This is a genomic window from Pseudomonas sivasensis, from assembly GCF_021391435.1.
GTDB classification, from domain to species: Bacteria; Pseudomonadota; Gammaproteobacteria; order Pseudomonadales; family Pseudomonadaceae; genus Aquipseudomonas; species Aquipseudomonas sivasensis.
The window spans coordinates 5,608,025-5,628,915 of record NZ_CP090029.1 but is presented as its reverse complement, the minus strand read 5'-3'; the positions used below and the strand labels follow the sequence as shown (position 1 = coordinate 5,628,915).

22 protein-coding genes are annotated in these 20,891 nt (G+C 57.4%); 17 read left to right on the top strand and 5 right to left on the bottom strand.

The window, feature by feature from the left end:
* Nucleotides 1–2: 2 nt before the first annotated feature.
* From rplO to bfr, 10 genes are all read left to right on the top strand, one after another.
* The gene (gene rplO, locus LRO94_RS25545; RefSeq protein ID WP_003176407.1) at nt 3–440 is read left to right on the top strand and encodes a 50S ribosomal protein L15; all 438 of its coding nucleotides are present in this window, start codon (nt 3–5) and stop codon (nt 438–440) included.
* Nucleotides 441–1,769, top strand: coding sequence for a preprotein translocase subunit SecY (secY, locus tag LRO94_RS25540; protein ID WP_017736663.1), 1,329 nt, complete (start codon nt 441–443; stop codon nt 1,767–1,769). It begins immediately after the preceding gene.
* Nucleotides 1,770–1,796: 27 nt separating this feature from the next.
* A complete protein-coding gene (gene rpmJ / locus LRO94_RS25535) occupies nt 1,797–1,913 on the top strand; it encodes a 50S ribosomal protein L36 (RefSeq protein WP_002555468.1) in 117 nt (38 codons plus the stop codon).
* Between the two features lie 129 nt (nt 1,914–2,042).
* The gene (rpsM, locus tag LRO94_RS25530; RefSeq protein WP_003210063.1) at nt 2,043–2,399 is read left to right on the top strand and encodes a 30S ribosomal protein S13; all 357 of its coding nucleotides are present in this window, start codon (nt 2,043–2,045) and stop codon (nt 2,397–2,399) included.
* A 30-nt stretch (nt 2,400–2,429) separates the two neighbouring features.
* Nucleotides 2,430–2,819 carry a 30S ribosomal protein S11 gene (gene rpsK / locus LRO94_RS25525; protein WP_002555466.1) on the top strand — a complete coding sequence of 130 codons (390 nt, stop codon included), beginning with the start codon at nt 2,430–2,432 and terminating at the stop codon, nt 2,817–2,819.
* Between the two features lie 18 nt (nt 2,820–2,837).
* The gene (gene rpsD / locus LRO94_RS25520; protein WP_003176404.1) at nt 2,838–3,458 is read left to right on the top strand and encodes a 30S ribosomal protein S4; all 621 of its coding nucleotides are present in this window, start codon (nt 2,838–2,840) and stop codon (nt 3,456–3,458) included.
* A 22-nt stretch (nt 3,459–3,480) separates the two neighbouring features.
* Nucleotides 3,481–4,482, top strand: coding sequence for a DNA-directed RNA polymerase subunit alpha (locus LRO94_RS25515; RefSeq protein WP_003176403.1), 1,002 nt, complete (start codon nt 3,481–3,483; stop codon nt 4,480–4,482).
* Between the two features lie 41 nt (nt 4,483–4,523).
* Nucleotides 4,524–4,910, top strand: coding sequence for a 50S ribosomal protein L17 (rplQ, locus tag LRO94_RS25510; protein WP_003176402.1), 387 nt, complete (start codon nt 4,524–4,526; stop codon nt 4,908–4,910).
* Between the two features lie 237 nt (nt 4,911–5,147).
* The gene (locus tag LRO94_RS25505) at nt 5,148–6,596 is read left to right on the top strand and encodes a catalase (RefSeq protein WP_099603301.1); all 1,449 of its coding nucleotides are present in this window, start codon (nt 5,148–5,150) and stop codon (nt 6,594–6,596) included.
* A 155-nt stretch (nt 6,597–6,751) separates the two neighbouring features.
* Nucleotides 6,752–7,216: a bacterioferritin gene (gene bfr / locus LRO94_RS25500; RefSeq protein WP_032884537.1), complete on the top strand. Its 465-nt coding sequence runs from the start codon at nt 6,752–6,754 to the stop codon at nt 7,214–7,216.
* A gap of 63 nt (nt 7,217–7,279) precedes the next feature.
* Here bfr and uvrA read toward each other — a convergent pair whose 3' ends face one another.
* The gene (uvrA, locus tag LRO94_RS25495) at nt 7,280–10,114 is read right to left on the bottom strand and encodes an excinuclease ABC subunit UvrA (RefSeq protein WP_032884538.1); all 2,835 of its coding nucleotides are present in this window, start codon (nt 10,112–10,114) and stop codon (nt 7,280–7,282) included.
* A 178-nt stretch (nt 10,115–10,292) separates the two neighbouring features.
* On the opposite strand from uvrA, the gene LRO94_RS25490 reads away from it, so the two are divergent.
* From LRO94_RS25490 to tam, 4 genes are all read left to right on the top strand, one after another.
* Nucleotides 10,293–11,687 (top strand): MFS transporter, encoded by a 1,395-nt coding sequence (locus LRO94_RS25490; protein WP_095186176.1) that lies wholly within the window; start codon nt 10,293–10,295, stop codon nt 11,685–11,687.
* A 9-nt stretch (nt 11,688–11,696) separates the two neighbouring features.
* Nucleotides 11,697–12,212 carry a single-stranded DNA-binding protein gene (locus tag LRO94_RS25485; protein WP_003232445.1) on the top strand — a complete coding sequence of 172 codons (516 nt, stop codon included), beginning with the start codon at nt 11,697–11,699 and terminating at the stop codon, nt 12,210–12,212.
* A 122-nt stretch (nt 12,213–12,334) separates the two neighbouring features.
* Nucleotides 12,335–13,141 (top strand): hypothetical protein, encoded by an 807-nt coding sequence (locus LRO94_RS25480; protein ID WP_179179819.1) that lies wholly within the window; start codon nt 12,335–12,337, stop codon nt 13,139–13,141.
* 89 nt (nt 13,142–13,230) lie between these two features.
* Nucleotides 13,231–13,992 carry a trans-aconitate 2-methyltransferase gene (tam, locus tag LRO94_RS25475; protein ID WP_095186178.1) on the top strand — a complete coding sequence of 254 codons (762 nt, stop codon included), beginning with the start codon at nt 13,231–13,233 and terminating at the stop codon, nt 13,990–13,992.
* A 20-nt stretch (nt 13,993–14,012) separates the two neighbouring features.
* Here tam and LRO94_RS25470 read toward each other — a convergent pair whose 3' ends face one another.
* On the bottom strand, nt 14,013–14,576 hold the full coding sequence (locus tag LRO94_RS25470) for a cysteine hydrolase family protein (RefSeq protein ID WP_032884542.1): 564 nt from the start codon (nt 14,574–14,576) through the stop codon (nt 14,013–14,015).
* A 96-nt stretch (nt 14,577–14,672) separates the two neighbouring features.
* Here LRO94_RS25470 and LRO94_RS25465 point away from each other — a divergent pair, with 96 nt between their 5' ends.
* From LRO94_RS25465 to LRO94_RS25455, 3 genes are all read left to right on the top strand, one after another.
* Nucleotides 14,673–15,632, top strand: a complete 960-nt coding sequence (locus LRO94_RS25465) for a GlxA family transcriptional regulator (RefSeq protein ID WP_095186179.1) — start codon at nt 14,673–14,675, stop codon at nt 15,630–15,632.
* Between the two features lie 171 nt (nt 15,633–15,803).
* Entirely contained in the window at nt 15,804–16,913 is a 1,110-nt protein-coding gene (locus LRO94_RS25460) for a DUF3182 family protein (protein WP_179179820.1), read from the top strand.
* A complete protein-coding gene (locus tag LRO94_RS25455; RefSeq protein WP_032884545.1) occupies nt 16,903–17,658 on the top strand; it encodes an alpha/beta hydrolase family protein in 756 nt (251 codons plus the stop codon). The genes LRO94_RS25460 and LRO94_RS25455 overlap by 11 nt, the downstream gene beginning before the upstream one ends.
* Before the next feature lie 5 nt (nt 17,659–17,663).
* On the opposite strand, the gene LRO94_RS25450 is transcribed toward LRO94_RS25455, so the two are convergent.
* Genes LRO94_RS25450 through LRO94_RS25440 form a run of 3 tightly spaced genes read right to left on the bottom strand, consistent with a single transcriptional unit; the run spans nt 17,664 to nt 20,642 of the window.
* On the bottom strand, nt 17,664–18,608 hold the full coding sequence (locus LRO94_RS25450; protein ID WP_099603296.1) for a lysylphosphatidylglycerol synthase domain-containing protein: 945 nt from the start codon (nt 18,606–18,608) through the stop codon (nt 17,664–17,666).
* Nucleotides 18,598–19,866, bottom strand: a complete 1,269-nt coding sequence (clsB, locus tag LRO94_RS25445) for a cardiolipin synthase ClsB (RefSeq protein ID WP_032884547.1) — start codon at nt 19,864–19,866, stop codon at nt 18,598–18,600. Before clsB ends, LRO94_RS25450 begins: the two co-directional genes overlap by 11 nt.
* Nucleotides 19,863–20,642, bottom strand: coding sequence for an endonuclease/exonuclease/phosphatase family protein (locus LRO94_RS25440; RefSeq protein WP_032884548.1), 780 nt, complete (start codon nt 20,640–20,642; stop codon nt 19,863–19,865). Before LRO94_RS25440 ends, clsB begins: the two co-directional genes overlap by 4 nt.
* Between the last annotated feature and the right edge of the window lie 249 nt (nt 20,643–20,891).

The following is a 20,891-nucleotide window of genomic DNA, read 5'->3' as shown; positions in this document are numbered from 1 at the left end:
CGATGAAACTCAATGATCTGAGTCCAGCGCCGGGCTCCCGTCGCGAAAAGCATCGTCCGGGCCGTGGTATCGGTAGCGGTTTGGGTAAGACTGGTGGCCGTGGTCACAAAGGTCAAACCTCCCGCTCCGGTGGCACCATTGCTCCAGGCTTTGAAGGCGGTCAACAGCCGCTGCATCGTCGCCTGCCTAAGTTCGGTTTCGTATCCCTGAAAGCTATGGATCGCGCAGAAGTGCGTCTGTCCGAGCTGGCTAAAGTGGAAGGCGACATCGTTACTGTGCAGACCCTGAAAGATGCCAACGTGATCAACGTCAACGTACAGCGTGTGAAAATCATGCTGTCCGGTGAAGTGACTCGCGCTGTCACTATCGGCAAGGGAATCGGCGCCACCAAAGGTGCGCGTTCGGCTATCGAAGCAGCTGGCGGCAAGTTCGAGGAATAAATGGCTAAGCAAGGTGCTCTCTCAGCGCTCGGCAAAGGCGGTATGTCTGAACTTTGGGCTCGTCTGCGTTTTCTGTTCCTGGCGATTATCGTCTACCGAATAGGCGCACACATCCCGGTTCCAGGTATCAACCCGGACCGACTCGCAGACCTGTTTCGACAGAATGAGGGGACCATTCTTAGCTTGTTCAATATGTTTTCCGGCGGCGCGCTGGAACGGATGAGCATCTTTGCACTGGGGATCATGCCGTATATCTCGGCATCGATCATCATGCAGTTGATGACTGCCGTCAGCCCGCAGCTGGAGCAGTTGAAGAAGGAAGGTGAAGCTGGCCGTCGCAAGATTAGCCAGTACACCCGCTACGGCACTGTTGCCCTCGCTCTGGTTCAGGCTATCGGCATGTCCGTTGGTCTGGCTGGGCAGGGCGTTGCGTTCACTGGTGACTTTGGCTTCCATTTCGTCGCGGTATCCACTTTTGTGGCTGGTGCGATGTTCATGATGTGGCTGGGTGAGCAGATTACTGAGCGCGGTGTTGGTAACGGTATCTCGATGTTGATTTTCGCAGGTATCGTCGCCGGTCTTCCGAGAGCGATTGGGCAGTCTTTCGAGTCTGCACGTCAGGGTGATATCAATATCTTCGCCCTAGTTGCTATCGGTTTGCTGGCAGTAGCGATTATCGGTTTTGTGGTGTTCATTGAGCGTGGCCAGCGTCGTATTGCTGTTCACTACGCCAAGCGTCAGCAGGGCCGTAAGGTCTTTGCTGCGCAGACTAGCCACTTGCCGCTGAAAGTGAATATGGCCGGTGTTATTCCGGCAATTTTCGCGAGCAGCATTTTGCTGTTTCCGGCTTCGTTGGGTACCTGGTTTGGCCAGTCTGAAAATATGGGCTGGCTGCAGGACCTCTCTCAGTCGATCGCTCCTGGTCAGCCGTTGAATATTCTGCTGTTTAGTGCAGGGATTATTTTCTTCTGCTTCTTCTATACGGCGTTGATGTTCAATCCGAAAGACGTAGCGGAAAACCTGAAGAAGTCCGGTGCCTTTATTCCGGGTATCCGTCCAGGTGAGCAGTCTGCGCGCTACATTGATGGCGTTCTGACTCGTTTGACCCTGTTCGGTGCTCTATATATGACGGCCGTCTGCCTGTTGCCCCAGTTCCTTGTGGTTGCAGCAAACGTTCCGTTCTACCTTGGCGGGACCTCGTTGCTGATCGTGGTCGTGGTTGTGATGGACTTCATGTCCCAAGTACAATCGCACCTCGTTTCGCACCAGTACGAATCCCTGATGAAGAAAGCCAACCTGAAGGGTTACGGCAGCGGCATGTTGCGCTGAGTACCCATAAGGTTCGAGGAGTTGGTGATGAAAGTTCGTGCATCGGTGAAAAAGCTGTGCCGTAACTGCAAGATTATTCGCCGCGAAGGTGTTGTTCGAGTAATTTGCAGCGCGGAACCGCGTCACAAACAGCGCCAAGGCTGAGTGTGATCCGCTTGAAGCCCGGCAGCTAGTGCGCTGCCGGGTTGATTATTTGTTATTACAGCGATATTATCTCGCGCCCTATTTCTTGGCTTCCGGGGCGTAGGTAGCTGTCAATTGGAGTCCCACTGAATGGCCCGTATTGCAGGCGTTAACATTCCAGATAACAAGCACACTGTTATCTCGCTGACCTACATCTATGGTGTTGGTCGCACTACTGCGCAGAAAATTTGCGCAGACACTGGGGTAAACCCAGCCGCTAAGATCAAGGATCTGAGCGACGAGCAGATTGAGCTGTTGCGTGGCGAAGTGGCGAAGTTCACCACTGAAGGTGACCTGCGTCGCGAAATCAACATGAAAATCAAGCGTTTGATGGACCTCGGTTGCTACCGTGGTCTGCGTCATCGTCGTGGTCTTCCAGTACGCGGTCAGCGTACCAAGACTAACGCGCGTACCCGTAAAGGTCCGCGTAAGCCGATCCGCAAGTAATCGCCCACGCGAATCGACAGGAAATTAATCATGGCAAAACCTGCTGCTCGTCCTCGTAAAAAAGTTAAAAAGACAGTGGTTGATGGCATCGCCCACATCCATGCATCTTTTAACAACACAATCGTGACCATCACCGACCGTCAAGGTAACGCGCTTTCTTGGGCTACCTCCGGTGGTTCGGGTTTCCGCGGTTCCCGCAAGTCCACCCCGTTTGCTGCTCAAGTAGCTGCTGAACGTGCTGGTCAAGCTGCGCTGGAATATGGCCTGAAAAACCTCGACGTTAACGTCAAAGGTCCAGGTCCAGGTCGTGAGTCTGCTGTCCGTGCTTTGAACGGCTGTGGCTATAAGATCGCCAGCATCACCGACGTGACGCCAATCCCGCACAACGGGTGCCGTCCGCCGAAGAAGCGCCGCGTGTAATCCAGGAGATTGTAAAGAATGGCTCGTTACATTGGTCCAAAATGCAAACTCGCTCGTCGCGAAGGCACCGATCTCTTCCTGAAGAGCGGCGTGCGCGCGATCGAATCGAAGTGCAACATTGAAGCAGCACCTGGTATCCACGGCCAACGCCGCGGTCGCCAGTCCGATTACGGCACCCAACTGCGTGAAAAGCAGAAGGTTCGTCGTATCTACGGCGTTCTCGAGCGTCAGTTCAGCGGCTACTACAAAGAAGCTGCTGGCAAGAAAGGTGCAACTGGTGAAAACCTGCTGCAACTGCTCGAATGCCGTCTGGACAACGTTGTATACCGTATGGGCTTTGGTTCGACTCGTGCCGAATCCCGTCAGCTGGTATCGCACAAGTCGATCAGCGTTAACGGTCAGACCGTAAACGTTCCGTCTTATCAGGTTCGTGCTGGTGACGTGGTCGCAGTTCGCGAGAAAGCAAAAAACCAACTTCGCATTGTCCAAGCTCTCGATCTGTGTGCCCAACGTGGCCGCGTAGAATGGGTAGAAGTAGACACTGAGAAGAAGTCGGGCGTTTTCAAGAACGTTCCTGCTCGCAGTGATCTGTCCGCCGACATCAACGAAAGCCTGATTGTCGAGCTCTACTCCAAGTAAGGGCTAGAAAATAGGTGCATCCATGCAGATTTCGGTAAATGAGTTCCTGACACCCCGCCACATTGATGTGCAGGTTGTCAGTCCAACCCGCGCCAAGATCACACTCGAGCCTCTCGAGCGTGGTTTTGGCCACACCCTGGGCAACGCGCTGCGCCGCATCCTGTTGTCCTCAATGCCCGGCTGTGCAGTAGTCGAGGCCGAGATTGACGGTGTGCTCCACGAGTACAGCGCCATCGAAGGTGTACAGGAAGACGTAATTGAAATCCTGTTGAACCTTAAAGGTCTGGCTATCAAGCTGCACGGCCGTGACGAAGTTACGCTGACCTTGTCGAAGAAGGGTTCGGGGGTGGTTACCGCTGCCGATATTCAGCTGGATCATGATGTCGAGATCGTTAATCCCGATCACGTAATCGCTAACCTGGCGTCTAACGGCGCCCTGAACATGAAGCTCACTGTAGCTCGTGGTCGTGGTTATGAACCGGCCGACTCGCGTCAGAGCGATGAAGACGAAAGCCGCAGCATTGGTCGCTTGCAGCTCGACTCTTCGTTCAGCCCGGTTCGCCGTATCGCATACGTGGTGGAAAACGCCCGTGTCGAACAGCGTACTAACCTGGACAAGCTGGTTATTGATCTGGAAACCAACGGTACTCTGGATCCTGAAGAGGCTATCCGCCGCGCTGCAACCATTCTGCAACAGCAGTTGGCTGCGTTCGTCGACCTCAAAGGTGACAGCGAACCAGTGGTAATCGAGCAGGAAGACGAGATCGATCCGATCCTGCTTCGCCCGGTTGACGATCTGGAACTGACTGTACGTTCGGCTAACTGCCTTAAGGCGGAAAACATTTACTACATCGGCGACCTGATTCAGCGTACCGAAGTAGAACTGTTGAAGACTCCGAACCTGGGCAAGAAATCCTTGACTGAAATCAAGGACGTTCTGGCCTCCCGCGGTCTGTCCCTCGGCATGCGCCTCGACAACTGGCCGCCTGCAAGTCTTAAGAAGGACGACAAGGCGACTGCCTGATCGTCGTAATCACCGAACGTGAGTTTGGTAAGGAATGAACCATGCGTCATCGTAAAAGTGGTCGTCACCTGAGCCGTACCAGCTCGCACCGCAAGGCCATGTTTCAAAACATGGCGGTGTCGCTGTTCGAGCACGAGCTGATCAAAACTACACTGCCGAAAGCTAAAGAACTGCGTCGCGTTGCTGAGCCGCTGATTACTTTGGCTAAGACAGACAGCCTGGCTAACCGCCGTCTGGCTTTCGACCGTACTCGTTCGAAAGCTATCGTTGGTAAGCTCTTCAACGACCTGGGCAAGCGTTACGCTACCCGTGAGGGTGGCTACCTGCGCATCCTCAAGTGCGGTTTCCGCGCTGGTGACAACGCGCCTATGGCGTACGTTGAGTTGGTTGATCGTGCTACTGCCGGCGAAGCTGTAAGCGCCGAGTAAGACGACAAGCTATAACAAAGAACCGGGCCTAGTGCCCGGTTTTTTGTGCGCGTAACAAAAGCGCGATTTGTACAAGTTTTCGGGGTAGGGGCTTGGCACTATGCTGTTGAGGTTGTTGGTAGTAATTTTCTATTGATGCGTGAAATTTAATGAATTTGTACGTGTCATGTTGCTGATCAATAATCCTCCCAAGCCGATTAGCCGGCAGTTCTAAGTCCGACCTGAGGAAAATTGAGCATGAGCCAGAATAAAATCCTTACTACCGCCAGCGGTGCTCCCGTTGCAGATAACCAGAATTCCCGTTCTGCTGGCCCGCGTGGCCCGCTGTTGCTCGACGATTTCCATCTGATCGAGAAGCTCGCTCACTTCAACCGTGAAAACATTCCTGAGCGCCGCGTACATGCCAAAGGGTCGGGTGCCTACGGAACGTTTACAGTCACCCAAGACATCACTCAGTACACAAGCGCCAAGCTGTTTGAATCTGTGGGTAAGCAGACCCCGACCTTCCTGCGCTTCTCAACTGTGGGCGGTGAGCGTGGTTCTGCTGATACCGAGCGCGACCCACGTGGTTTTGCCTTGAAGTTCTACACTGAAGAAGGCAACTGGGACATCGTGGGGAACAACACTCCGGTGTTCTTCATTCGCGACCCGCTGAAATTCCCTGACTTCATTCACACTCAGAAGCGTCTGCCGCAAAGCAATCTCAAAAGCGCACAGATGATGTGGGACTTTTGGTCGCACTCCCCTGAGGCGCTGCACCAAGTGACCATCTTGTTTTCGGACCGTGGCATTCCAGACGGCTACCGTCACATGCACGGCTTTGGCAGCCACACTTACAGCCTGATCAATGCTAATGGTGAGCGTCACTGGGTGAAATGGCACTACAAAACCAAGCAGGGGATCAAGAATCTGGCTCCAGCCGATGCTGCACGCTTGGCCGGTACCGACCCCGATTACGCCCAGCGTGATCTGTTCGGTGCGATCGAGCGCGGTGATTTCCCGAAATGGCGCGTCTGCATCCAGATCATGACTGAAGCCCAAGCTAACGCTCACTACGAGAATCCTTTCGACGTGACCAAAACCTGGTCGCAGAAGGAATTTCCGTTGATCGAAGTTGGTGAGCTTGAGCTCAATCGCAACCCGCAAAACTACTTTGCTGAAGTTGAGCAGGCAGCATTCGGCCCGAGCAATATGGTCCCAGGTGTTGGCCTGTCCCCAGACCGCATGCTGCAAGGTCGGGTTTTTGCCTACGCTGATGCCCACCGCTACCGTGTTGGCACCAATCACCAGCAGTTGCCGGTAAATGCGCCGCGCAACCCGGTAAATAGCTACCAGCGTGACGGGTCGATGGCTTTCGGCAACAACGGTGGTGCCGCCCCTAACTACGAGCCAAACAGCTACGCCGATGCACCTAAGCAAGCTCCGCAGTACGCCGAGCCAGCCTTGGCCCTGAGCGGTGCCGCTGATCGTTACGATCATCGGGAAGACACTGACTACTACAGCCACGCCGGGGCGCTGTTCCGCCTGATGAACGATGATCAGAAAGCCCTGCTCACCAATAACATCGCGGGTGCAATGGCTGGGGTTTCCAATGATGTGGTTCAGCGTCAATTGGCGCACTTCTACAAAGCGGACCCTGCATATGGAGAAGCAATCGCAAAGGCATTGGGTGTATCGCTTAACTGACTCTAAACGATAAGCAGAACCGCCCTCATTTGGGCGGTTTTTGCGTTATTTCCGCTACTTTTCTCCGGAAATGTTCACTTTTATGCCGTTAGTCCCGTGACCTCCGAGTCATCATGGTTCAAACTACAGACTTTCAAGCAGGGAGATGTAGGGCGATGCAAGGTCACCCCGACGTAATCGATTACCTCAACACGTTGCTGACGGGCGAACTGGCAGCTCGTGACCAATATTTCATCCACTCGCGTATGTACGAAGACTGGGGTTTTACCGAACTCTATGAGCGTATCAACCACGAGATGGAAGAAGAGGCACAGCACGCTGACGCGCTGATGCGTCGTATCCTGATGCTCGAAGGCACGCCGCGCATGCGTCCCGATGATCTGGACGTGGGCACCAGCGTACCTGACATGCTCGCAGCCGATCTTCGCCTTGAGTACAAGGTGCGTGCTGCGCTCTGCAAGGGCATCGAGCTCTGCGAGCAGCACAGCGACTTCGTCACGCGGGAAATCCTGCGTGTGCAGTTAAACGACACCGAAGAAGATCACACCTACTGGCTGGAAAAGCAGTTGGGCCTGATCAAGTTGGTAGGGCTGGAGAATTATCTGCAATCGCAGTTCTGATTTCCGGCTACTAAAAAGCCCCTGTCACCGCAAAGTGACAGGGGCTTTTTTATGGGGCATACATCAGGCCCGATCACGCTCCAACAGCGGCTTCAAGTAGTAACCGGTGTGGGACTGCGGCATTTCGGAGACTTGCTCCGGTGTACCTACCGCGATGATCTGGCCACCCTTGGAACCGCCTTCCGGCCCTAGGTCCACCAACCAGTCAGCAGTCTTGATCACATCAAGGTTGTGCTCAATCACGACCACAGTGTTGCCGTGGTCGCGCAATCGGTGAAGCACGTCCAGCAGTTGCTGGATATCTGCGAAGTGAAGGCCCGTGGTCGGCTCATCGAGGATATACAGAGTCTTGCCCGTATCGCGCTTGGACAGCTCGCGAGACAGCTTCACCCGCTGCGCCTCACCCCCGGACAGCGTGGTCGCCGACTGTCCCAGCTTGATATACGACAGGCCTACATCCATCAGCGTTTGCAGCTTGCGCGCCAATGCTGGAACCGCGTCGAAGAACACGCGAGCTTCCTCGATGGTCATCTCCAGGGTTTCGTGGATGTTCTTGCCCTTGTACTTGATCTCCAGGGTTTCGCGGTTATAGCGCTTGCTCTTACATACGTCGCACGGCACATAAATATCCGGCAGGAAGTGCATCTCCACTTTAATCAGGCCATCGCCTTGGCACGCCTCACAGCGCCCGCCCTTGACGTTGAACGAGAACCGGCCAGGACCATATCCACGCGAGCGTGACTCCGGAACACCGGCGAACAGCTCGCGAATCGGTGTGAACAGCCCAGTGTAGGTCGCTGGGTTAGAACGCGGTGTGCGGCCAATCGGGCTTTGGTCGATGTCGACGACCTTGTCTAAATGCTCCAGGCCTTTGATGCTGTCATGTGCCGCCGCTTCCAGGGTGGTTGCACCGTTCAGGGCGGTTGCGCTCAGTGGGAACAGCGTGTTGTTGATCAGTGTCGACTTGCCCGATCCGGAAACACCAGTCACACAGGTCAGCAAGCCCAGCGGAATCTCCAGGTCGACATTACGCAGGTTGTTCCCGCGTGCACCTTTGAGGTGTAGCGCCATCTTCTTGTTACGCGGCGTGCGTTTAGCCGGTACCTCAATCTTCACGCGGCCAGACAAGTACTTGCCGGTCAACGAGTCCGGGTGAGCCATGACTTCGGCCGGCGTACCCTCGGCAACAATATGCCCACCATGTACGCCGGCACCTGGGCCAATATCGACCACATAATCCGCCAGGCGAATCGCGTCTTCGTCGTGCTCGACTACGATTACCGTATTGCCGATATCCCGCAGGTGTTTCAGCGTACCCAACAGTCGGTCGTTATCTCGTTGGTGCAAACCAATGGACGGCTCATCAAGGATGTACAAAACGCCTACCAGCCCGGCACCAATCTGGCTGGCCAGGCGAATACGCTGCGCTTCACCGCCCGACAGAGTATCGGCACTGCGATCCAGCGAAAGATAATCCAGGCCCACGTTAACCAGGAACTGCAACCGCTCACGGATTTCCTTGAGGATTTTGTCGGCAATCTCCCCACGGCGTCCTGTCAGCTTGAGGACGCCGAAGTATTCACAGGCATCGCCAATCGGCAGATTGGTCACTGCCGGCAGCGTCTTCTCGCCCACCCATACATGCCGCGCCTCACGACGCAGGCGAGTGCCACGGCAATCCGGGCAAGGTTGAGTGCTGAGGAATTTCGCCAACTCTTCGCGCACGCTCGCCGATTCGGTCTCGCGGTAGCGCCGCTCCAAGTTCGGCACGATGCCTTCGAACGGGTGGGAGCGCTTGACGATGTCGCCACGGTCGTTCAGGTATTTAAAGTCGACGTTCTGCGAGCCACTGCCATTAAGGATGACCTTCTGCTGATCTGCCGGCAGTTGGTTGAATGGCACTTCAAGGCTGAATTTATAGTGAGACGCCAGTGAACCCAGCATCTGGAAGTAGTAGACATTACGCCTGTCCCAGCCGCGTATTGCCCCCTCCGCCAACGTCAGCTCGCCGTTGACCAGGCGTTTGATGTCGAAGAACTGCTTTACCCCAAGACCATCGCAGGTCGGGCAAGCGCCGGCCGGGTTGTTGAAGGAAAAAAGCTTGGGTTCCAGCTCGCTGATGGCATGGCCACAGATCGGGCAGGCAAAGCGTGCGGAGAAGATGATCTCTTCACCCGGCTCGTCATCCATCGGCGCCACCAGGGCAATACCGTCCGCCAGTTTCAGCGCGGTTTCGAATGACTCGGCCAGACGCTGCTGCAGGTCGGCGCGCACTTTGAAACGGTCGACCACTACATCGATCGAATGCTTCTTCTGCTTGTCGAGCTTTGGCGCTTCATCCAGCTCATACAGCTTGCCGTTGATGCGTGCGCGTACAAAACCCTGGGCACGTAGCTCTTCGAAAACAGAAAGGTGCTCGCCCTTACGCTCGCGAATCACCGGGGCCAGCAGCATCAGCTTGGCGCCTTCCGGCTGCGCCAGTACCAAGTCGACCATCTGGCTGACGGTCTGGGCTTCCAGCGGAATGTCGTGGTCCGGGCAGCGGGGAATACCTACCCGCGCGTACAGAAGGCGCAGGTAGTCGTAGATTTCGGTGATGGTGCCCACGGTGGAGCGTGGGTTGTGGGAGGTCGACTTCTGTTCGATGGAAATCGCCGGCGACAGACCTTCGATGGTGTCGACGTCAGGCTTTTCCATCATCGACAGGAACTGCCGAGCATAGGCCGACAGCGATTCCACATAGCGGCGCTGACCTTCGGCATACAGCGTGTCGAACGCCAGGGACGATTTGCCCGAGCCGGACAAGCCGGTGATGACAATCAGTTTGTCCCGGGGCAGGGTCAGGTCGATGTTCTTCAGGTTGTGGGTTCTAGCCCCACGAATCAGGATCTTGTCCAAGATGGCCTCGCACGGCGGGCGTAAATAATGCCGGAGTATACGGCTAAAGACTGGATGAATATACACTGTCAAAGTGCCGGGTGCAGCCTTACATGAAAGCTGCGCGGCAAAGCGCCGCATATACCCTCTCAATCGATGGGACTGGTAGAATCGCCGCCGGTTCACACGAGGTTTTTCCATGCACGATCCCCACAGCGAACGCATGAGTAGCGGCGAGACCCGAGCAGCAAGCGGTCTGGCCCTGGTGTTCGCGTTCCGTATGCTTGGCATGTTCATGGTGTTGCCGGTACTGGCGACCTATGGAATGGATCTGGCAGGCGCGACCCCCGCACTGATCGGCCTGGCGATTGGCGCCTACGGCCTGACCCAGGCGATTTTTCAGATCCCCTTTGGGATCATTTCCGACCGCATTGGCCGTCGTCCGGTGATTTACCTCGGGCTGATCGTCTTCGCCCTCGGCAGTGTGCTCGCGGCGCAGTCCGATTCCATCTGGGGTGTGATCGCCGGGCGTATCCTGCAAGGTGCTGGGGCGATCTCCGCTGCGGTGATGGCGCTCCTCTCTGACCTGACCCGCGAACAACACCGCACCAAGGCCATGGCCATGATCGGCATGACCATTGGCCTGTCGTTTGCGGTGGCCATGGTGGTCGGTCCCTTGCTGACTCGTGCTTTCGGCCTGCACGGCTTATTCCTGGCCACCGGCGGCATGGCGTTGTTCGGGATCGTGATCGTGGCCTTTATGGTGCCGCGCTCCACCGGCACGTTGCAGCACCGGGAGTCGGGTGTCGCACGCAAGGCGTTGTTGCCGACGCTCAAGCACCCAGACCTGCTGCGTCTGGATTTAGGTATCTTCGTATTACACGCAATGCTGATGTGCAGCTTCGTCGCCTTGCCCCTGGCCCTGGTGGAAAAAGCCGGGCTGCCCAAGGAGCAGCACTGGTGGGTCTACCTCACTGCTCTGCTGATTTCGTTCTTCGCCATGATTCCGTTCATCATCTACGGCGAGAAGAAACGCAAAATGAAACGAGTTCTCCTGGGCGCCGTCGCGACATTGATGCTCACTGAACTATTCTTCTGGCAGTTCGGCGACAGCCTTCGGGCGCTTGTGATCGGGACGGTGGTGTTTTTTACCGCGTTCAACCTGCTGGAGGCTTCATTGCCTTCGCTGATCAGTAAAGTTTCACCGGCGGGTGGCAAAGGCACGGCCATGGGGGTGTATTCCACCAGCCAGTTCCTTGGCTCGGCGTTGGGCGGCATCATGGGCGGCTGGATGTTCCAGCATGGCGGTTTGTCGGTTGTGTTCCTCGGATGCGCCGGGCTTGCTGCACTTTGGCTGGTCTTTGCTGTTACCATGCGCGAACCTCCCTACGTCACAAGTCTGCGTTTGCCGCTATCGCCTGAGGCGATCCGTGAAAGCGGTCTGGTAGAGCGCCTGAAGGCAGTCGTAGGGGTAACAGATGCAGTCGTGGTCGCTGAAGAGGCGGCCATTTACATCAAATTGGACACCGAATTATTGGATCGCGCGACGCTTGAGCAACTGGTCAATCCAGTGCCGACAGCGCGCCCAGCTTAGGAGAACGTTATGGCCCGTGGGGTTAACAAAGTCATATTGGTCGGTACATGCGGCCAGGATCCCGAAGTTCGCTACTTGCCTAACGGTAACGCCGTGACCAACCTGAGTCTGGCGACCAGCGAACAGTGGACCGACAAGCAAACCGGCCAGAAGGTCGAGAAAACCGAGTGGCACCGTGTGTCGATGTTTGGCAAGGTTGCAGAGATCGCCGGCGAATACCTGCGCAAAGGTTCGCAGGTCTACATCGAAGGCAAACTGCAGACCCGCGAGTGGGAAAAAGACGGCATCAAGCGTTACACCACTGAAATCGTGGTCGACATGCAAGGCACCATGCAACTGCTGGGCGGTCGTCCACAAGGCGATCAACAGGGCCAGGGCGGCATGTCCAACTCGGCACCGCGTCCACAGCAGTCGCGTCCACAGCCAAGCCAGCAGCCACAGCGTGAGTCGCGTCCAGCGCCACAACAGGCCGCTCCGCAACCGGCTCCGGATTTCGATAGCTTTGATGACGATATTCCTTTCTAGGATATCGCTCGGAGCAATCCGTTAAGCTTTCCCGAAAAGCCCCATGAGCCCTGCTCTTGGGGCTTTTTTGTTTGTAGGTTCGCATTGAGAACCGCCGACCCACACAGTCATGGATGAACATCGTGTCGAACACACTGCTGCGCTACGTATTGGCCGTCGTTTTGGCGGCCGGCTGCACCGCGTTACACGCTGAGCCAAAGGCTTCAAAAAACCTGATTGTCGGCCTCTGGGCCATGCAGGCATTGAACGAAGGTCAAACGACCGTGGCTGAGTTCAGGTCCGATGGCCAATTGTTGATGCACGCTTTCGACTGCGTGAAATCAACTCGGGAACCGACGAACGTGGTCGCTTATTCCGTGGCTGACAATGGGGAGGTAATCAACATGATATTACCGACCAAAACCATTGAGCTGAAGGTGCTGACCTTTTCTCCCGAGGCCATGCAGTTCACTTCCCGAACGGATGGCATGGAAATCAGGTACGACCTTGAAAAAGTCGACAGCATCGATTCTGTGTGCGAACGCTACCCTCAGCTCAAGGCCGAGCAGGCCCGGAGTACGCCCTACACTGACAGTGATTTCGTCGCTGCCCCAGCCATTCCCGACCATCCGGGTATGGACCGCTACGTCGGCAAATGGAGCTCCAGTAATTTTGTGATGTATGAAATTACCCGAGATGTGAACGGGGTTTTTTACCTGAGTACGCCCAGTGACAAAAACTGGCATTACCTCTACAACGACGTCCACTGGATAGGCAATGCGCTGCATTTCCAACGGTATACCTACTCGGACCATGAACAGGCGTTTCGTCTCCCAAAGCACAAATTACTCACCCCTACCAGTCTTGAACCCATGCTTGACGGCCGGATGCGCGAAGACTTCATCCTCAATGGCGATCCGTACATGAGTTTTCTGAAGCGGATGAAATGACGGCATAGAAGATCTCCGGCCCTGGCATTTGTCCTCATGGGTCACACGATTTAGGCTGTAGCCCCTTCCAAAGAACAAGGAAAGCCGCGATGACCTGGTCTGCCAAGCAGTACACGATGTTCGAGCAACAACGCACCCGTCCGGTCCGTGACTTGGTTGCAGCCATTCCAAATAGTGACGTGAAAACCGCCGTTGACCTGGGTTGCGGCCCTGGCAACTCCACTGAAGTGCTGGCCGAGCGCTTCCCTCAAGCACATGTCATCGGCATGGACAGCTCCGACGATATGTTGATCGACGCCCGCAAACGCCTGCCGGAATTGAGCTTTGAACTGGCCGATATCGGCGCCTGGAGTCCCGCGCAAAAATTCGACGTGATCCTGGCCAACGCTTCGCTGCAATGGGTGCCCAACCACAGCACGCTTTACCCTCATCTGGTCAACCAACTGACGCCCGGCGGCACGCTGGCAGTGCAAACCCCGGACAACCTCGATGAGCCTGCACACCGGCTTGCGCGTGAAGTCGCGGCTGAGGGCCCGTGGTCTGCAAAGCTTGGTACGGTCAAACACAATGAGCGGTACGCGGCGAGCTACTACTACGAGTTGCTGAGCAAGCACTGCGCTGCCGTTGACGTATGGCGCACGACCTACCTGCACCCGTTGGCGGATCACGGGGCTGTGGTGGAGTGGTTCAAGGGCACGGGATTGCGTCCATTCCTTGCGCCTTTGACCGATGGTGAAAAAGCCGCCTTTCTACAGGAATATCAGGCGCGGATTGCCCAGGCGTATCCAGCCCTGGCCGATGGCACCGTGTTACTGCCGTTCCCGCGCCTCTTTATTATCGCGACCCGCTAAAACACCCAGGCAAGCAGCGTTTACGCCGCCGCTGCTTGCGCCTTCAAATACTCCTCCGCCGACACCACGCCCGCATACCCAAACGCCAACGAGGCCATGTACGCGCCATGCACCTGCGCGGCCGGAATCACCTGCCCGTTGAACTCCTGATCGCGGGTGGCGCAGGCATCATGAATCACCGTGACCTTGTAGCCCAGATCCGCTGCGGCCCGCACCACGGCATCGACGCACATATGGCTCATGCTGCCGACCACCACCAGTTCGGTGATGCTGCGTTGTTCCAGCAAGGCGCGCAGATTGGTTTCACGAAACGAGTTCACGAAATGTTTAAGCACCACAGGCTCATTGCTTTCGTTCAGTACCTTTGGATGCAACTGCGCGCCTTGTGACCCAGGCGTGAAGAACGGTGCATCTTCGGACGTGAATTCATGGCGCACATGAATCACCGCATCACCTGCCTGGCGGAACGCCTTGAGCACCTGCGCAGCCTTGTCCGCCGCAGCTTCCACACCATCAAGCGGCCACTTGCCCTGGGGGAAGTAGTCGTTCTGGATATCGATTAGGATGAGCGCTTGCTTGGCCATGGGTATTGCCTCGTGATGGGTTGATGGGCCCAGTATCTTAGCTGGCGCCGGCGCCGGGGATTGGCTGCACCGACAATAACAGGGGGAAAACTGACAATGGCTGTTGTTGAGCTGGGCGTGTTGATCTACGAAGGGGCGCAATTGGCCGCCGTGCATGGCCTGACCGACCTGTTCGGCGTGGCCAACCGGATTGCGGCCGAGCATCAGTCTGCACAACTGCCGCTGCTGCGTATCAGTCATTGGCAGGTAAGTGCCGATGGCTCGCCGAAAAGGGTATTCGACAGCCACCCAGGCCCCGACCAGCCGATGATGGCCGTGCTGGTGCCCCCGTCGATTGGTGAGTTCACCGAAGAACAAGCGCCGCCTGCGCTGCTGGAGTGGCTTCGTCAGCAGCACGCGACGGGGACCGTACTCGGTGGCGTCTGTATCGGCTCGATCATGCTGGCGCGCAGTGGCTTGCTGGATGGGCGCAGCGCTACTACCCATTGGTCTTCCGCCAAGTCTTTTGCCGCACGTTACCCCTCCGTGCGCCTGGAGGCGGACAAACCTATTGTCGATGACGGCGACCTGATTACTACGGCCGGGCTGATGGCGTGGTCCGAACTGGGCCTGCGTCTGGTTGACCGTCTCATGGGGCCGAGCATCGCTGCCGACACCGCGCGGTTCTTGGTCATCGAACACAGCGACAGCGCCAGCCAGTGCGGCAGTAACTTTGCGCCGATCCTCGGTCATGGCGACGCGGCCATTCTCAAGGTTCAACATTGGTTGCAAGCCAGCGGGGCGGTAGATGTGTCCGTCGCGACCATGGCGCAAGAGGCGGGGTTGGAAGAACGTACTTTCCTGCGGCGCTTTCGCGGCGCCACTGGCTTGAAACCCACCGAATACTGCCAGCACCTGCGTGTGGGCAAGGCGCGGCAGATGTTGGAGTTCACCAACGGCACCATCGACCATATCGCCTGGACCGTGGGCTATCAGGATCCCAGCGCCTTTCGCGCCATTTTCAAGAAAATCACAGGTCTGGCGCCCAGTGATTATCGCAGCCGTTTTGGCGTGTGAATCGTGCAGAACGCCGCGCACTTGACGCCTCGTCGTGCAGAATAAAACAGGCCAAATGCCATCGGTTTTTCAGTAACTGATTGATTTCAAACCGGTCCCGCCCCTCCGTGTTTTGGCCTGATCCCTGCAGCCTTCTTGATACACACATGGCCGGACGGCCAAGGGGGACGCATGACCCCGACACAACGCAAAAAATGGGTGGTCGCTTACTCCACACGAGAGGGCGCACCTCAGCATGAAGTCGACACAAACCTCGCCCTGGCCCGCTGGCTGGCGCAAATTCTGGGGCTTAAATTCGGTGGCAGCTACGATCCGCAAAAACATGCTGGCCGTGAGCTGTATTTACTGCCAACGCAAACCCTTGTGGGCCCGGCGCAGGCCCGCGCCCTTAACGTCAAAGGCCCCGAAGATCTGTGGGGCGGCTATGTCGATCACGACTTCATCTGCACCAAAGCCATCAGCCATGGTTTGTTAAGCCCTGAGGCCAAGGCGCCAGAGGGGTGGTCGTCGTTGTTCTGCGAGCGGGTAAAAAAAGTCGTGTTGGAAGGCCTCAGTGTATTCGCGCTCGAAGACGCACTGCCCGCTGCCACCCGTTTGCTCAACGACGGGCCCATTCGCCTGAAACCAGTGCACGCCTGCGCTGGACGCGGCCAGGAAGTTATCCACAGCCTCGATGCCTTCAAAGTCGTGCTGGCCCGACCTGAGGCCGTGCAATTGTTCGACGAAGGCGTGGTGTTGGAGCAGGACCTGCATGATGTGGTCACCCATAGCGTGGGCCAGAGTTTTATCGGCGATCACGTGTTCAGCTATTGCGGCGAGCAATACCTGACTGAAGACGGGGAGGGCGAAGGTGTCTATGGCGGATCCGAGCTGCTGGTCGTACCCGGTTATTACGAAGACTTGCTTAAGCTCGATCTGCCCGAGGACGTACGCCTGGCCATCGAGCAAGCGCAGGTCTTCGACACGGCAGCTGATGAAGCCTACCCCGGCTTCTATGCCTCACGGCGCAACTACGACATCGCTCAAGGTTTGGATAACCACGGCCAGCGTCGCAGTGGCGTGCTCGAACAATCCTGGCGCATGGGCGGCGCCAGCAGCGCGGAAGTCGCGGCGCTGCAGAGCTTCATCAACCACCCGGGCCTTAAAGCCATTCATGTGTCCTCGGTAGAAACCTACGTGGACCAAGCGCTGCCGGCGGATGCCATTGAGGTGTACCGCGGCCCCGCGGAAAACAGCGACTTTCTTCTCAAGTACGTGACGGTTAAATCTTATGACGGCTAGAAGTGAAACCATTTCCATCGATATCGACGACGAACAAATGAGCGGCACGTTTCTGAGCCCTAAATCCAAAGTGCCGGGCGTGTTGTTTGTGCACGGCTGGGGCGGTAGCCAAGAGCGGGATCTGGAGCGGGCCAAAGGCATCGCCGGCCTGGGGTGTGTGTGCCTGACCTTCGACCTGCGCGGCCATGCTGGCAACGGTATTCCATTGAACCGCGTCACCCGCGAAGACAACCTGCGGGACCTGCTGGCGGCGTATGACCGGCTGCTCGCCCATCCTGCCATCGACACCTCGGCGGTGGCGGTCGTGGGCACCAGTTATGGCGGCTACCTGGCTGCAATCCTCACCTCGCTGCGCCCGGTACGCTGGCTGGCGCTGCGTGTGCCGGCGTTGTACCGCGATCAGGAATGGCTCAAGCCCAAGCGCGATCTGGATAAGGTCGATTTGATGGATTACCGCAGCACCTTGGTGCATGCCGAGACCAACCGCGCCTTACATGCTTGTGCGGCGTTTACCGGTGATGTGCTGATTGTCGAATCGGAAACCGATGACCATGTGCCCCACGCCACCATCATGAGTTACCGCGCTGCGTGCCAGCAGACCCATTCCCTGACTCACCGCATCATCGATGGCGCTGACCACTCCCTCAGCGATCCGGTGTCCCAACAGGCCTACACCTCGATCTTGGTGGACTGGATCACCGAGATGGTGGTCGGCGAGCGGTTGAGCATCATCCAATCCCAGTAGTGCGTTCAGGCGGGTGTTTTCTTCACCCGCAACGCCTTGGCCTTGGCTTCCACGCCCAAGTACATCACCAGTGCAATCAGCAGCGGGCAGATGAAGTAGATCGCCCGATACGCAATCAACCCCGCCAGCAAACTGCCCCGCGACGCCTCATGCTGTAACAGCCCGATAAACACCGCTTCCAGCACCCCAAGCCCGGCTGGGATATGGGTGACTACGCCGGCAATCGCGCTGATCAACAACACACCCAGTACCAGCGGATAGTCCAACTTGGCGGGTAGCAGGGTAAAAATCACCGCCGCCATCAGCGACCAGTTCAACGCGCCCAACGCCAGTTGCAAGCAGGCCATGCGCAGCGATGGGAGGTTGATCTCGATGCCTCGGATCGACCACGCGCGTTTTTTCGAAAATTGGCAGGCCGCCAGGTAGCCCAGGCTGGCCAACACCAGCAATACACCCACCCCTTGCAGCGCGCCGCTGCTCAGCTTCCAGCCCGGCGGCATGGTCACCAGCCCGCTGCTGAAAACCGCGCCGGCCAGCGCCATGTAGCCAAACCAATTGGTGGCCAGGCTCAGGCCCAGAATCTTGGCGATATTGCCGGTGCTCACGCCCAACCGCGAATACAGCCGATAGCGCATGGCTATGCCGCCGACCCACGCGCTGAGGTTGAGGTTGAACGCGTAGCTGATGATGCCCACCGGCAGAATCTGCTTCCAGCGCAATGGCTGGCGGATGTAGGTGCGGCCGATCAGGTCGAAGCAGGCGTAGACGATAAAGCTGCACAGGGTCAACGCGCCTGCTATCAGCAAGGTACGCAGTTTGAAATCACCCAGCGTCTGGACCACCTCGCTCCAGTCGATCCTGCGGGCGAGCAGGGTGAACAGCACGATCAGCAGCAGGAAGAAGGCGATGGTCAGGGGCTTCTTCCAACGCTTGAAACGCTCAGCTTTCATGGCGCTGTTCCTCATGCACGAAGGGTTTCAAGCGCGGTTTGTGCGCAGGCAGCCAACCGGTCAGCGCGGGGAAATGGCGCATCACATGGAACACCAGGAAGCCGACGGTCAATCGCCATAACCACAGGCGTGGCTTGCGGTTTTCCGGCATGGTCTGGCAGTGATTTTTACTGAGCACTTCGAGGCGCTCGTACAGTTGCTGATTAAACGCGCGGTCGCGAATCAACACGTTGGCTTCCAGATTCAGTGCCAGGCTCAACGGGTCCAAGTTGCTCGAACCTACAGTGCTCCACTCGTCATCCACCAAGGCGACTTTGCCGTGCAGCGGGCGCTGGCAGTATTCGTGAATCACTACGCCGTCTTTGAGCAGGTAGTCGTAGAGCATGCGTGCTGCCAGTTTGGCCAGCAGCACGTCGGGTTGGCCCTGCATGATCAACTGCACATGCACGCCGCGGCGCGCGGCGTTGCGGATTTCCCGCAGCAGGCGGTAGCCGGGGAAGAAATACGCGTTGGCGATCACCGCTCGGTGTTGGGCCTTGCTCAGGGCATGGATATACGCTTCTTCGATATCGTCGCGGTGTTGCAGGTTGTCACGGTAAATCAACCGTACCAGGCCGTCGCCGTGCTCGCTCGACCACGCTGAAGGCCGCTGCTGGCGCCGTCGCCACCCGCGCCGCGTGCGCACCTGGCGGCCACTTTGCGCCAAGGCAAAGTGATGCAAGTCTGCCACCGCCGGGCCAATTACCTGCACCGCGTAATCCTGTTTGGCCTCGGGGCCGAAATCCCCCAAGTGATCAGCAGAGAAGTTGATCCCGCCGATAAACCCCACGGTGGCGTCCACCACCACAATCTTGCGGTGCAGGCGGCGGAACCAGTTTGTGCGAATCCCCAGCGTCTTGGACGCCGGATCGAACATCTGCACCGTCACGCCGGCCTCGGCCAGCTCACCGAGAAACCCCGCGCTCAGCTCGCCACAGCCAAAGCCATCCAGGCTGACCACGACCTTGACCCCACGCTGCGCCGCCTCGATCAGGATACGTTGCAGCTCATGGCCAACCTTGTCCTCGAAAAGGATAAAGGTCTCCAGCAGGATCTCGCGCCGGGCTTGGCGCAGCGCCTCGAATACCTTGGGAAAGTACGCTTCGCCGTTCTCCAGCAACTCGACCTGATTACCGCTCTGCCAGCCGTAATCCAGGTCGCGTGCCTTGGTTTCGTCCGGCGGCTGGTCGGTAGAGATATGCTCGACCGCAACGTTCATAGCTCAATCTCCACCGACAGCGGCACATGGTCTGAAAGATGGGACCACGGCCGTGTGGTCAGCACCTGTGGGTTGTGAACCTTCACGTTGCGCACATAAATGCGGTCCAGCGGCAGCAACGGCAGGCGTGCCGGGAAGGTGCGCGCCGGTTTGCCAAGGGTGTGCACGAACACCTCGGTGAGGCCGCTTTGGCTCAAATCGGCCCGCTGGCGCCAGTCGTTGAAATCGCCGGCGACCACCAACGGCGCATCGGCGGGAATCTCGCGGATGCGCTGCTCCAGCAAACGCAATTGCTGCTGGCGATGCACCTCGCGCAAGCCCAGGTGGATACAGATTGCGTGCACTTCCTGCCCGCTGCCCGGCAAGCGCAACACGCAATGCAGCAGGCCACGGTTTTCATGGCCGCTTTGGGAGATGTCGAGGTTGTCGTAGCTCACGATCTGGAATTTCGACAGCAGCGCATTGCCGTGGTCGCCATGGGGATAAACCGCGTTACGCCCGTAAGCGAACTGCGGCCAGATACTGTCGGCCAGAAACTCGTACTGCGGCATGTTCGGCCAGTCGCTGTAGCGCTGCGGATGGCGCTCGTGGGTGCCATGGATTTCCTGCAGGAACACCATGTCTGCGCCCACGCTGCGCACCGCTTCTCGCAGCTCGGGCAGGATGAAGCGTCGGTTCAGGGCGGTGAAGCCCTTGTGGATATTGACCGTCAGCACTGTAAAGCGCGTGATGGCGACGCTGGGGGTAACGGGCACCCAGTCGGGGATCGCAGTCATGTGTATTCCTGTGAAGAGTGGGGCTTGGCTTCATGTAATGGCTGACTGCTGGCGGCTGGAGAAAGTTTCGAGCGTCCTACGGACGGTTCTGAAGGACGCATGGAGTTACAAATGCTGTTGAATTGCCATCACTGACGTGATCCAATCCCGCGCTATTTACCCCATTCAACGATTGTGCAGGGCCTGTTCATGGATGATGCAGTTGGCGCGTATTCGGCGTTGGCAGTGGGTCGGCGGCTCTTTTCATGA